The sequence below is a fragment of the Pseudomonas anuradhapurensis genome (genome assembly GCF_014269225.2).
GTDB classification, from domain to species: domain Bacteria; phylum Pseudomonadota; class Gammaproteobacteria; order Pseudomonadales; family Pseudomonadaceae; genus Aquipseudomonas; species Aquipseudomonas anuradhapurensis.
On the sequence record NZ_CP077097.1, the window covers coordinates 2,105,554 to 2,119,538 of the forward strand.

Genomic DNA, 13,985 nt, shown 5'->3' on the forward strand with positions numbered 1-13,985 from the left:
GGTTTTCTTTGCGTGGAGACCAAGATGCACCAGCCCCCCTTGACCGATGGCTCGACCGACGCCTTGATCGCCAGCCGTTTACCGTCCTGGCTGACTGCGACCTCGCTCGATAACCTGTATGCGCTGCATGCGAGCCAGCAATGGCAACAGCAGGTACAGCATCAATTGCACATGCGGTTGGCGAGCATCACGCCGCTGGATGCCTTCGCCGCCCCGTTGTTGCAGCAGGCCTTGCAAGCCCGGCATCGCCTGACGCTGGATGTGCGCCGCGCGATGTTGCGCCGCCGCACTCTGCAGCGTTTTCCATCGCATGTCGCGACCATTGCGGATGGCGTCCGGGAACGAATACACCAGCAAAGCCTGCTGGCGGCAGCGTTGCATAACTTCACCGAGGACGAAACCTTCACCAGCGCCATTCTGCAAGGTACCGTGGTGCAGGATGCGCAAGGCCAGGAGGCAGGTATTTCGCCACAGGCGTTCTACACCTTGTGCCGCTCCCTTGACCTGGGTGGGCAATACCAGGCTTATCTGCGTGAACAACTGAAGCCAGACGGTGAGCCCGGGAAGCAGTTGCAGGCCCTTATCGAGGAGAGCTATCGGGCTGCGCTGGAGGCGGCGCTACGGCTGTCGTTGTTCAACGGGGAAATTGCCCGACACTGCCTGCCGCTGGTCTCGCTGGTGGCTGCCAAGCCAGCGGCAAGTACAGGTTTACAGCCCCATGCATTGCGTGTGTTCGGCAAGCTGGCGCGAGGGGTGGTGGTATTCGAAGTTGCAGCACCCGACAGTTCGCACACGGGGCTGCTGTGCTGGGTACCCGATGATCCTCATGGCGCTCTTACCTGGTATGCAACGTGGGGGCAACTGTTCCTGACGATGGGTAAACAGTTTCGCTTGCCAGGGTATGTCCGTTTCTTCCAGCGTTTCATCAGCGAACGGGATCGTGAGGGGTATACCCGTGCGCTGGAAGAGGCTCTGAAGCAAGGTGATGGGAACGTTCCGGTTCGTCTCGATGGTCGTCACGAAGTGATCGAGCAGCCGCTGTTCGAGTACCTGCGCAATCAGCAGATCGAGACCTTGCTGGACAATGCCAAGGTACTGGCGGTACCCACTGCCGACGTGGATGCGCAGGAGCGTGACCGGCGCCTGCATTTCTACCTCGAAAGCGCGCTCGACCTGCTGGGCCTGGCCAGCTTCGGGTTGCCGGCGCTGGCGCTGCCGTTGCTGGGGATCACTGCGCTGCAGGTAGCCGACGAGGTATATGAAGGGTATGCCGATTGGCAGCTGGGCGATCGACAAGGGGCGCTGGAACACCTCTACTCGGTTGCCGAAACAGTGATCATGACCGGCGTCAATGTCGGCGCTGGCCTGGCAGCCCAGCGGCTGGCCAGGGCAGCCTATGTCGATGAGCTGGTGCCTGTACAGACCGACAAACACACCTTGAAACTGTGCGACCCGATGTTGCCCGGCTATGCGGTAGAGGCCGAGGGCGTTACGGGCGTGCTGTCGTCGGCGGATCAAGGCGAGGTGATACGCACGCCCGTCGGAAGTTATCAAACCTACCTGGAGCCGGAATCGCAGCAGCGTCGTATTCGCCATCCGCAACGTGCCTCGGCCTATGCGCCGATTCTCGAAGACAACGGTGCTGGCGCCTGGCGCCATGAACTCGAAAGGCCGCATGAGTGGGAAGGCCGCGTGCAGCTGTTGCAAGACCTTGCCACTGATCTGACGCAGCTGGATGCCGAAGTTGCTAACGATGTGCTGCTTGCCACCGGCCTGGATGAAGACCACCTGCGTCGTTTGCACATCGATGATGCGCCGCCACCGGCACGGCTGCTCGACGCCATTGAACGTCATCGCCTGCATACCGAACTGCCATGGCTGCGCGACGACGGGTTCGAGCAGCACCTGCAGGCTCTGCAAGGCGTCGCTACCCCAGAGCAGGCCGTATTGCGCAGGGACTTCCCAGGCCTTTCGATCAGGGCGGCGCGCGAAATCATCGAGCATGCCGGGGAGCATCAGCGCGAACAACTACAGATTCACCAGCGTGTTCCCCTGGCCTTGGCCGAACAAGCGCGCTGGCAACTGCATGATGCGCGGCTGGATCGCGCCTGCGCTGGGCTGCGTCAGGCTGCAGCCGTCAATCGCGATACCGAGCAGTTGGCGTTGAGCCTGATCGGCGACGAGGCGCCTTGGCGGGGGACCCGGGTTGAAGTACGGCTTGGTTCGATGACCGGCGAAACGATCGCCCACGTCGGCGCTGACACGGCAGATGAAGTCCGGACATTGGTGCGCACGCCCCACGGCTATGAGGTGGTTGGCCGGGTTGCGGATACTCTGTCGTCCTCTTCGGCGTCATGCAGCTTGTTCGACGCGCTGATGCTGCTGTTGGATCCGTGGCAGCGCAAGCGATTGGGCCAGGCTGCCGAGAGCCCGCAGGCGCTGGCTGATGCGTTGTCGTACTGGGCAAGCCAACGGCGTGAACGGGTGGCCGCCGTGCTTGGCATGGCACCCATCGCATCAGGTTTCAGGCCGCCGGTCCGGTTGGGTGACGGGCGTCTAGGCTATCCGTTGAGCGGACGGGGTGAAAGCAGCCTTCGTGCATTGCGCCGCGGTATGCAACGACTGTTTCCGGAACTGGACGATCAGGCATTTGTCGACCTTATCGACAGGGCGCGAAGCCTCGGGTTGACGCCGTGGAACTACCATCTGCGCCTGAATGAGCAACTGCGTGCCCTCGATCAGGCATTGGGCCGATGGCGGCGGCAATCATCCGGCCCTATGCAACTGCTGAGGCGGGCCCGCATGGCACGGCGAATTCGTAACGCCTGGCGCCGCAGAACCCGCGACGAGGCCGGACACTTCGCGTTGATCCTGGAACATTCACGGCTGAGCTCGCTGCCTGACTTGCCCGATACCGTCAGCTTTGATCATGTGACCACACTGACCTTGGCAGATCTGGAACTGACTAATGTTCCTGAGCACTTTCTGTCTCGTTTCCCGAATGTGACCAGGCTGAACCTGGCGAGTAACCAGCTGACTGCACTGCCAACGTTCGAACGCACGCCTGGGTTGGAGGAGCTGCGGCTGGCGCATAACCGGATCGTGATAAACGAACAGAGCAATCGGCAGCTGGCTGGCTTGCGCCACCTGACCACTCTTGATCTTGATTTCAACGAATTGGATGTCGTGCCACAGCTGCACTTGCCAAGCACGCTTCGACACTTGCATTTGCGTGGCAACCGGCTGCGAAGCATACCCCTGCACTTGCTGCAGCGGGGTGTGCTGGAGCAGATCGATCTGCGCGACAACCGTATCGGTGTCATTGATGAAGCTCAGCTGGCATTCTTGAACGCCCATCCTGACAGGGTGCGCCTGCAAGGCAACCCGCTGCCCCCGGCCACACTGGAACGGATGAACGAGCAGGTGTGGCTGCCACCCGTGCGGCCATTACCTGAGCAGCCCGCTACCCACGAGTCGGACCGTTGGCTGGAAGGTGTGAGTGGGCAGGAAGCAAGCCGGCGCAGGGGGGCTTGGCAAGCGTTGCGCGCCGAGCAGGGCAGCGCCGACTTTTTTGCCTATCTCGAAGAGTTGCTGGGGGCTCCCGAGTTCATGCGCCAACCGGTAGAAATGCGCCGACGGGTGGGCGAGTTGCTCGAAACCATGCAGCACAATGCGGTTGTCCGCAGTGCCATGTTCCGCCAGGCTGCGATGCCGCGCGGACGCGCCGATCTCGATGTGTTGGTGACAAGGCTTCAGGTTGCATTGCGCACCGAAGGAGTGAGAGGGCGGCGGGTGGAACGGGGGCTGCGCGATCTGGCTCGTGAGCTGTTCCGGCTGGAGCAAGTCAACCGATTTGCAACTCAGCATATCGAGCGCTTGCGCTTGGTGCCCGGCCAAGCCAGTTCGAATGACGTCTACCTCGCCTTCAGAGTGGGCCTGGCTGACGCATTGGGCATTCATGGGCAACCGACCTACCTGAACCTGCAACACGTTCGCAGTGTAACGCCTGAGGTGCTGTCAGAAGCCGAAGCCATGGTGTATGAAGCTGAAACGCCTGAGACGTTGAGCCAGTTTCTGTCGCGGCAATTTTTCTGGGAAGAATATGTCCGTGGCGCTTATGCCGACCAATTCGCCGCGATTCGTCAGGAATACGCGCCGCAGCTAGCTGCACTGGAGCCCGAGCCGGGTCAGGCGCATGCCCCGATGGACGCTGTAAACAGGATTGTCGCCCAGCGCCAGGCGGCAGAGCGTGCACTGACCTTGGAACTGGCACGTGGCAATGGCTGGGCGTGGTGGCACTTTGCGCCGTCCCATGGGCCTGGCCTTCGAGCGTTTACCCGGCTGTCGAGGCAATTGGAGCAAAGCCTCGAAACCTGGCAAGGCTCGTCGACCGATGCGGAGTATCACGCGCGCTTCTCGGTTGCGCAGACATTGCGTCAGGTCTGGTACTCAGGCTTGCGCGGTGAAGGCCCAGCCTTCAATCCTGCTATCGAGGGACTATCGGTTAGCACGCTGCCGGAGCTTCCGGTGGGTATCCGCTTCGACAGGCTTCGTACATTGTCGCTGTGCAACCAGCAGCTCACGGTCATTGAGGGTGATTTTCTACGGCGCTTTCCCAATCTGGAACTGCTCGACCTGTCGGGCAGCCGTATTTCCCGACTGCAAGGGCTGGAGCACTTGCCGCACCTGCGCAGCTTGAACCTTGGGGGCAACCTGCTTGATACAGTGTCAGGCCTCGAAAGCCTGGGGCAGTTGGTCGAGTTGGACCTCAGTGGTAACAGGTTGGAGGTATTCCCGGCCGGTATCGATCGTTTGACCCACCTTACAAGCCTGGACTTGGCCTTCAACCAGTTGAGTGAGCTTCCAGAGCGGCTGGGTTCGCTGTCAGCGCTCGAGAACCTGCAGCTCGGTGGCAACCTGTTGACCGACCTGCCACGCGCTATCGGTAACCTGGCGCGGTTGAACATTCTCAACCTTGGTAGCAACCGATTGAGCGTGGTTCCGGAAAACCTGAATAGCTTGGCAAGGTTGACCCAGCTATACCTGCACCATAACGCTATTGTGCTTGACGCCGTAAGCGAATCGCGACTGGAGTGGTTCTCAAGACTAGAGGTGCTGAGTCTGGAGGGGAATCCGCTAGGCAGCGTCCCACCGCTGCGTTACAACGTCCACCTGCGTTATTTGTCCCTGCGTGCCACTGGATTGAGGGCTTTCCCGCTTCAATTGATGCTGAATCATCCAGGCCTGAGTGTGGACTTGCGTGGCAATCACATCACTGCCTTGAACGAGGATGCGCTGCGTTGGGTGGAGGCACAGCCTCAAACGGTCAACCTCGAAGACAATCACTTGAGTGAGGCGGTAATGGTTCGTTTGCGCGAAGCCTTGGGGCGTCTGCAATTGCAACGAGCCAGGGAAGAAGAGGGGAACGTGGTCGCGATTCGAAAACCGCCAAGCCGCCGAGGCTAGGTATTCAAGCCATGGCCCACAGCGGGTGGGCCATGGCTTGGGGCGGTTAGCGGCGGCGGAACAGCGGCAGCGGCTCGTCGGTGGCAGCCTGGTAGGTCACCGAAAAGTCTTTCAGGCTTTGCAGCGCGTCTTCCGGGTCCTTGTCGGCACGGATGGCGAACGCGTCGAAGCCGCAACGGGCCATGAAGAACAGCTGGTCGCGCAGCACGTCACCAATGGCCCGCAGCTCGCCCTTGAAGCCGTAACGGTCACGCAGCAGGCGCGCATTGGAGTAGTTGCGCCCGTCGGTGAAAGCCGGGAAGTTCAGGGCGATGACCTGGAAGTGGTGCACGTCGTCGCCGATTTCTTCCGCTTCTTCATCACTGTCCAGCCATATGCCCAGGCCGCCGTCGCGGGCTTTCAGCGCATGGGCATGGTCGCGCCACATCTGCAGCGGGACAATGTAGTCGTCGCAGTTGGTCAGCTCGTCGAACGAGGTCTCCTTGGGCAGCAGGTGCCAGGTTTCGTCGACGATCTGGTTGTTCTTAATGATTCGCTGCATAGACGCGTTCCTTGAAGGGGTCGATGCCGATACGCTGGTAGGTGTCGATGAAACGCTCTTCCTCGGTACGTTGCTCGACGTACACGGCGATCAGCTTCTCGATCACATCGGCCATGTCGTCCTGGGCGAAGGACGGGCCGAGGATCTTGCCCAGGCTCGCGCCTCGCGCAGCATTGCCGCCGAGCGACACCTGGTAGAACTCCTCGCCCTTCTTGTCCACGCCGAGAATGCCGATGTGGCCCACGTGGTGGTGGCCGCAGGCGTTCATGCAGCCGGAAATGTTCAGGTCGATCTCGCCGATGTCGAACAGGTAGTCCAGGTCGTCGAAGCGGCGCTGGATGGATTCGGCGATCGGGATCGACTTGGCGTTGGCCAGCGAGCAGTAGTCACCGCCCGGGCAGCAGATGATGTCGGTCAGCAGGCCGATGTTCGGGGTGGCGAAGCCGGCCTCGCGCAGCTCCAGCCACAGTGCGTGCAGCTGGCGCTGCTCGACATCGGCGAGGATGATGTTCTGCTCGTGCGAAGTGCGCAGGAAACCGAAGCTGTAGCGCTCGGCCAGGTCGGCCACGGCATCCAGCTGCTTGTCGGTCAGGTCGCCCGGGGCAACGCCGGTGGGCTTGAGTGACAGGGTCACGGCCACGTACCCCGGGCGCTTGTGGGCGCGGGTGTTGCGCGAGCGCCAGCGGGCAAAGCCTGGGTATTCGGCATCCAGGGCGCTGTAGTCGACATTGTCGAGGGCCAGATAGTCCGGGTCGACGAAGTGGCGCGAAACGCGCTGCACTTCGGCTTCGGTCAGGGTGCTGCTGCCGCCGCGCAGGTGGACCATTTCGGCCTCGACCTTCTCGGCGAACACTTCCGGGGTAAGGGCCTTGACCAGGATCTTGATCCGCGCCTTGTACTTGTTGTCACGGCGGCCGTAACGGTTGTAGACGCGCAGGATGGCATCGAGGTAGCTGATCAGGTCCTGCCAGGGCAGGAACTCGTTGATGAACGAGCCGACTACCGGCGTACGGCCCAGGCCGCCACCGACCAGCACGCGGAAGCCCAGTTCGCCAGCGGCATTGCGCACCGGCTCCAGGCCGATGTCATGCACTTCGATGGCGGCGCGGTCTTCCTGCGAACCGTTGATGGCAATCTTGAACTTGCGCGGCAGGTAGGCGAATTCCGGGTGGAAGGTGGTCCACTGGCGGACGATTTCGCACCAGGGGCGTGGGTCGATGATCTCGTCCGCAGCGACACCGGCGAACTGGTCGGTGGTGGTGTTGCGCAGGCAGTTGCCGCTGGTCTGGATCGCGTGCATCTGCACGGTGGCCAGCTCGGCGAGGATGTCTGGGACGTCTTCCAGCGCCGGCCAGTTGAACTGCACGTTCTGGCGGGTGGAGATGTGGGCGTAGCCCTTGTCGTAGTCGCGGGCGATCTTGGCCAGGGTGCGGACCTGGCGGGCGTTCAGCTGGCCGTACGGCACGGCGACACGCAGCATGGGTGCGAAACGTTGGATGTAAAGGCCGTTCTGCAGGCGCAGAGGGCGGAATTCTTCTTCGCTCAGTTCCCCGGCCAGGTAGCGGCGGGTCTGATCACGGAACTGCTTGACGCGGTCCTCGATGATCCGCTGATCGTACTCGTCGTATACGTACATAAAAGTCCTGTCTCAGGCATGCAGCTATTCGCGCGCACGGCCGCGCACTCCGCTTCGGAGCCGGGGAACGATAGCAGGTTGCGTTTATGCGCTAAAGTGATGTTTTTGCATATGAAAAGAACCAAACGGACTATGTGAGACTGAATGCCATTTGTGCGCTGGCTGCGCCCCAGCGTTTATAATCCTTGGTTTGTTTTGCAGGGATTACCCATGCTCAAGGCGTTGTGCCAAAGCTTGTGTCTGATTCTGCCGCTGGCGGCAAGTGCGCAACCGGCTTCGGTGGTCTTTCTCAACCCAGGGCTGTCCACCGAGACGTTCTGGACCAGTTATACCCGTTTCATGCAGGCCGCCGCAGACGAGCTGGGCATGACCCTGCGCGTCGAGTACAGCGAGCGCCGTGCCGACCAGGCGCTGAGCCACGCCAGGGCGATCCTGGACGGGCCGCAGCGGCCGGACTACCTGGTACTGGTCAACGAGCAGTATGTAGCCCCGGAAATCATGCGCCTGTCGCGTGGCACCGGGGTCAAGCTGTTCCTGGTCAACAACGGCCTCACCACCAGCCAGGCGCTGAGCATCGAGGCCCAGCCCGACAAGTATGCCGAGCCCCTGGGAACCTTGGTCAGCAACGATGAGGAGGCAGGCTACCAGATGTTGCATCAGATGGTCGCGCAACTGCCCCGTGACGGTGGGCCAGTGGACCTGGTGGCCTTTGCCGGGGTCAATACCACCCCGGCCTCACAGCTGCGCGTAGAGGGCATGCGCCGCGCCTTGGCCGACTGCCCTCAGGTGCGCCTGCGTCAGGTGGTATATGGTGGCTGGAACCGTCAGCGCGCCTACGAGCAGGCGCAGCAATTGCTGGAGCGCTACCCGGACACCCGCTTGGTGTGGTCGGCCAATGACGAGATGGCCTTTGGTGCCATGCAGGCGTTCGAAGAGGCTGGGCGCCGACCGGGCCATGACGTGCTGTTCGGTACCGTGAACAGTTCGCCCGAAGCCCTGCGTGCGCGTATCGACGGGCGCCTGAGTGTGCTGCTGGGCGGGCATTTCACCCTCGGCGGCTGGGCCATGGTGATGCTGCACGACGATGCCCAAGGGTTGACGGTGAACCGTGATGGCCTGCGCGAGCACCGCGTGCCAGTGTTGCAGTCGATCGACCAGGCCAAGGCGCAACGTTGGCTCAAACTGCGGGAACGGGCCGATTATGGGGTCGATTTCCAGCGTTACAGTGCCCTAGGGCGGCCGGCCGATTACCAATACCCGTTTCTCAAGGCGCCCATGGACTTTTGAGCGGGGAGCCGGGTACTGGCAGGCGCGGGCATAGTTAACTACCACGGCGCGGTAGGGTTGTTCGGTTCAGATGACAGCTTCCAAAACAAAGGAGTTTGTCATGTCAGATCTGCCTGTTGCCAACACTATGAGCCCCGCTGAGGTTGAGCCGATCATCACCCTCTACCCCAGTGGTCATGAACCCATTCTGCTGACAGCTGATGAGCGCAACGCAGCTGACCTGATGGCCAAGGCCGTGGGGGCTATCGAGCGGTTCTACGGGCGGTTGAACAAAGCGCAGCGCGCTCGCCTTGACGCTTTGTATGCTACGCCCCGGGTGGCTACCGATGGGCTCATCAAGATTGTTCAGGACGTCAAGGCGCAAGCCAGTGCTTACCTCACTTCGCTGTGTGGGCGTGATGTACAGGTGGATGATGTGTGCATTCATACCGCCCGTGCGCAACAACCTGCGGTCAGCGAGCCGCTTTGGGCCTGGCTCTCCCGGGGCACGCCTGTCCAGCTTGCGCAGCCCCGCCTGACCCGGGATGCCAATGATTTTGTCGACAACAGCTGGCTGACGCTCAACGGCGATGCTGTTGCCAAGCTGGATGGCAATCTGCTGACGGTCGATGAAATTGTCAGCATGGGGCGTGAGCTGGACATAGGAGAAGCGATAGCTAGCCGATGCGATGCCTGGCTGCTTCAGCAACAGGTCGCTTCGACGATCAGGGGTGAAGCGAATGCCAACTTCGAGATCTCGTTGCTCAACGCCCTGAAAGAGGGGGCGATTACTGCTGAGCAGTACCGGCAACTGCAAGTCAGTGCCAGCGGCCTACCGATAATGGGCCAGTTGCAGCATGAAGGCAACTTCATGTTGAGGGTAGAAAGGCATGACCTGCCAGTGTTTGCGTTGAAGACCGCCAGCGGCATTTACATTTACGCCAGTGGCTTGCCCGAGGGCAGGCTTTTCCTAGCGGATGCCGCGCAAGGCTTCACGGCGATGCAGGTGTTTACCAAAGCGTTTCGAAGCGACTTATGGGCTACTCGACGCGGGCGCTCGGGGTGGTCATGGTCGCTGCTCTCGCCCTCGGCGCAGCTGACGGTCAGCGCGAGAATGCCCCAACCATTGCCATACAGTGATACCTATCCTGCAACCGCGTATTGGGCCAACGGCGCCGGCATATACGCAAGCAAGGCGGATTATGAGCGTGGAGCGAGTGAGGTACGCTTCACTGCAGCATTTCCGTTGTCGCGGATCTCGGTTGCCAGCAAATTGGCAAGCACTTATGCCGCGTTGCTGGTGGGGCAGGTCAAGGAGCATTTCACGCCCAACAAGAACAGTAGCCTGGAGCATGCCCTGCGCATCGGTGCCGAGGTGCTTGCCTTCATCCTGGAGGTCGTCTTGATCGCGGTTCCGGGCAAAGTGAAGTTCCCTGGCAGGGCCTTGCTGTTCAAGGTCATGTTTGCCAAGCAACTGGCGGTTGACCTGCCTCAGAGCCTGGTGCAATCGAAATGGGATGAGGCGGCAGAAGTGCTCGTGGACTTTTTCGAGACCGTGCTGGAAATGCAGCTCCTCGGGAAGGCTGGCAGGCTGGTCAGATCGAGGCTCGATCAGCTCAATCGAGCCCTTTTGCCTGGGCGTGCTCGTCCTTCTGTTGAGCCTGATGGCGTCAGTGTGTCATCCGCTACTGCGGCACTGCGCTTGCGCAGCATGTTGCCGCCGGCGCTGCAAACCTTGGGGGATGAGAGCATGGCCTTGTTGCTGAGCCACGCGCGGGTCGGCAACAAGGCTTTGAATGCCATGTGGCAGGGAAAGGCACCGATGGACATGGCGCTCGCTGCCGCAGCCAGTGAGGTGATGACCCGTGAGTTGACAGGGCAGACGGTATCGCTGCTGGGCGGTCCGCGTTATCGGCAATTGCCAGAAACCGTGGAATGGCCGGTGGTGGCTTGGCTTGCGCAACGCCTGGATATTCGTCTCAGCGTCGAGGACGCCGAGGGTCACCCACTCAGGGTATTTGAGCCGGAAGGCGCGACCGCGGACGGCCAAAGCGCAGTGCGGCGTGAAGTCGTTCTGACCCGCCATGGCAGGTGGCATTACGGTACCGGCCAGGACAACCGCAATGACGAAACCGTCGACTCGCTGTTCTTCTATGTGCAAGAACCCAGTGGGCCCGCTCAGCTCAGCGACAGACGCGGTGAGGTGGCTGCGCGTTTGAAGGAAGATGCGGCAACGCAGTTCAAACGACCACAGCAAGCCTACCTTTTGCAGCGGGCCATTCACCATGACACCCGAACGCGCACCAGTGTACCCAAGGGGGAAGGCACTTTGCTGGCAGTGTCGATAGAGGGCAGCCGTAACCTCCCGGAGGGGCGGCTGTCGGGTAGCGCCGCACGCAGCGTCAGCGCACACTGCGAGCGCTGTGTTGCGCAGCCAGGAAGCCCAGCAAACCTGGCCAAGGCCAGGCACCAGGCGGACCTTGCCGCGTTGGCCGGCGCACCAGGGCCCGCTGGGTTGCAATCTTTGACTCAGAGTGCTGAATCGCTGTACCTGGGCGGGCTGCTGCGCCTGTTCATTGACCGTGGCCTTGGGCAGCGTGTTGCGCTGAGGGTGGTTGACGGTGGCAGAACCGTCGCGGCCTGGGGGCACGAGCAGGCATCGCAGGTGCTGGTCCTGCAGCGCCAGGGTGAAGAGGGCGCCTATGTATACAGGGGGGAACTCGTCGGTGCGGACATTGTGACGCCGGCCAAGGATACCCCGGCGCCGCTGAGCGATGTGCTGCTGCGAATCATGGATGACAGTGTTCGTGAACGCCTTGATGTCAACATCGGTGATGCGCAGGCACTGAACCGGGCCGTGATGGACAAAGTACTGTCCGGCGCGGAGAACGCGCCTGCGCAAGGTAGCCTCAAAGGCGTGGATGCGCGCCGCGATCCGGAGCTGGGCACGTGGCTGCAGGCCGTGACACTGAACGGGGTGCCGGGAGCCGACGGGCTGACCCGGGAAGGCAGCAAGACCTGGCTGCCATGGGCAGCAGGGGCGCTTGAGTTGCGGCAGGAAGGCCCTGCATGGCGAGTGCAGGGGCCGGGTGCGCTGCACGGGCCGCTGTTGCTCTGTAGCTACGGTGAATGGCGCCGTTTGCAGGAACCTGTGGAAGCTGTCGCGGGGTTGGTTGACGGCCCGGTACAAGGCGCTGCCGTGTCAGCCAGGTTGTCAGCGATGCACGTCCGAGACCCGTTGGCGCGTATCTACCATGACGACAATGCTGCAGGCACCGGAGGCGGCGCGAGCTACATCGCCTTCCGTGGGCTGAATACCACGTTCTACCGGATCAAACCCGCTGAGCCGGGGGCGCTGGAAGTAGAGGTGGTCCGGCCTGGTGGTACCGGCGGTGGTGTATGGCTGCATCGACTGCCGTCGGGCATATGGCAACCTGCGCGCACCTTGCCAGGAGGTATGGACAATGGTGATGAGCTGCCATGGCGGCCATGGCCCAGGCCCGGGGCGCAGCAGCTTCCCCGTACGCTGGGTTTGCTTGGCTCAGTGCACGAGAATACCTTCAGTCTCGCTGGCGGCACCCATAAGTCGACCAACCCGTTCTACCCCTTCGTAAGGCCCTTCAATCGCCGTGCAGATTTCGCCAGGCGCCTCGCCAGTGCTCCGGCCAGGGTGCGGGAGAGCACCGACAGCACCAATATCGCCGCCAAAGTGGCATTGTTTCACCACGATTGGCAGTTGCCGGTGGATATCACAGCGTTACGTTTCTTTCGTATGCCGGGGGAAATCACCTCTGAAGCCAAGCAGATCAACGGGGCGCTGATCGCCGACCTGATCACGGCCCGGCAAGCGGGGCAGCCGCTGATCACGCGGCTGTTGGAGCCGATGTCTGGGAGCGGTTTTTACAGTAGCTTTGTCCGCGCAGCGGGGTTTCGCGGCGAAATAAGGGTCAACGATATCAACCCGTTGGTTAGCCTGGCGCAGGCTGAAATCGCTCGGCAGCCAGATCGGGTCAAGCACCACATCAATGCCATCAAACAGGCACTGGTGGACCTTTGGCAGGTCGATAACCCTGACTTCGTATTTGACCCGCAAACGTTGAAAATCCAGTTTCCCAATGGCGACGCCGCACGCGACTTTGTCAACTCTCCCCAGGTCAGGCGTTATCGAGACGATGTGCGGCACTATTTCTATTCAACAGTTGAAACACAGTACAAATTGATCGACGGAGGTATCGTGGTCTCACCCGATTCCTCGTTCCTGGCAGACCCGGTAAACGGCGAAGCGGAGGCAAGGGCCTATATCGCCGCCGCGTTCTATATCATGCAAAACAACTCTACCCGGCATCGGGCGCCTGTGCAGGTCAATGAGCTGGGTCGTCTTGATCTACCGATGGCAATTGTCGTCCGGGATGGGAACGGCGGTACGGTGTTGTTGCTGGGCAGTGGCTTGGCGAACCTCGATGGCCTGAACTACCTGAGCTACCTCCACAACGGTGAGCGGGGGCCTACGTCCTTTTCTCGAACGGACGGCTGGAGTCTGTTCAGGGTTACCGAGGGCGAAAGCAACCTGGGGGACTTGGCCATACTCAGCGGACACTTCAGCGATGTCCACCTGGATGAGGTGCAGTTCATCAGGAAGGTCGAGGAGCATGTCATGCCGTTTGTTCGTAATCGGGGTCGGGTCATCATTACCAATGCCTATTCCCCTTATAAAGAACGCGCTTTCCTTGCCTTGGGTTTGCGGGTATTCGTTCTGGAAAACAGGACCAATGGCTTCTTGCTGGTGATGAATGATGCCGTGGCCAGGGATGCTGGCCTAGCCAACGCATGATTGACCGTCCTGGTGCCACAGAGGTCATCCGTCGACAGTCGAACGACCCTGCTTGAGTGAAGGGCATTGCTCGTCTTAACTGCTGGTGGCGAAGTGCATTCCCATAACACTAACAAGAGGCAATGCAATGGGAAACTCAACCAAGGTCCGCAAAGCTGACAGCAGCGTCGATGCCTGGGCGATCCTCTGCCTGATCGTCCTTGTGGTGGTCACTGCCGTGTATTGGGTCAGTCACCAGTAGACTT

At 61.2% G+C, this 13,985-nt stretch carries 5 protein-coding genes; 3 read left to right on the plus strand and 2 right to left on the minus strand.

The features are described from left to right. Window positions 1-24 precede the first annotated feature (24 nt). Window positions 25-5,466, plus strand: coding sequence for a dermonecrotic toxin domain-containing protein (locus tag HU763_RS09780; protein ID WP_189665666.1), 5,442 nt, complete (start codon window positions 25-27; stop codon window positions 5,464-5,466). Between the two features lie 46 nt (window positions 5,467-5,512). On the opposite strand, the gene HU763_RS09785 is transcribed toward HU763_RS09780, so the two are convergent. After that, window positions 5,513-6,007, minus strand: coding sequence for a DUF934 domain-containing protein (locus tag HU763_RS09785; protein ID WP_186684511.1), 495 nt, complete (start codon window positions 6,005-6,007; stop codon window positions 5,513-5,515). Continuing rightward, a complete protein-coding gene (locus HU763_RS09790; protein ID WP_170029268.1) occupies window positions 5,991-7,643 on the minus strand; it encodes a nitrite/sulfite reductase in 1,653 nt (550 codons plus the stop codon). Before HU763_RS09790 ends, HU763_RS09785 begins: the two co-directional genes overlap by 17 nt. A gap of 210 nt (window positions 7,644-7,853) precedes the next feature. Between HU763_RS09790 and HU763_RS09795 the strand changes: the two genes are divergently transcribed. Both HU763_RS09795 and HU763_RS09800 read left to right on the plus strand, forming a co-directional pair. Next, window positions 7,854-8,930: an ABC transporter substrate-binding protein gene (locus HU763_RS09795; RefSeq protein ID WP_186684513.1), complete on the plus strand. Its 1,077-nt coding sequence runs from the start codon at window positions 7,854-7,856 to the stop codon at window positions 8,928-8,930. A 100-nt stretch (window positions 8,931-9,030) separates the two neighbouring features. Next, the gene (locus tag HU763_RS09800; protein WP_186684515.1) at window positions 9,031-13,740 is read left to right on the plus strand and encodes a hypothetical protein; all 4,710 of its coding nucleotides are present in this window, start codon (window positions 9,031-9,033) and stop codon (window positions 13,738-13,740) included. The last annotated feature ends 245 nt before the right edge of the window (window positions 13,741-13,985 follow it).

What these genes read in the sequence shown, in the direction of transcription:
- HU763_RS09780 (WP_189665666.1), top strand. Translation starts at nt 25, where the DNA reads ATGCACCAGCCCCCCTTGACCGATGGCTCGACCGACGCCTTGATCGCC.
- HU763_RS09785 (WP_186684511.1), bottom strand. Translation starts at nt 6,007, where the DNA reads ATGCAGCGAATCATTAAGAACAACCAGATCGTCGACGAAACCTGGCAC.
- HU763_RS09790 (WP_170029268.1), bottom strand. Translation starts at nt 7,643, where the DNA reads ATGTACGTATACGACGAGTACGATCAGCGGATCATCGAGGACCGCGTC.
- HU763_RS09795 (WP_186684513.1), top strand. Translation starts at nt 7,854, where the DNA reads ATGCTCAAGGCGTTGTGCCAAAGCTTGTGTCTGATTCTGCCGCTGGCG.
- HU763_RS09800 (WP_186684515.1), top strand. Translation starts at nt 9,031, where the DNA reads ATGTCAGATCTGCCTGTTGCCAACACTATGAGCCCCGCTGAGGTTGAG.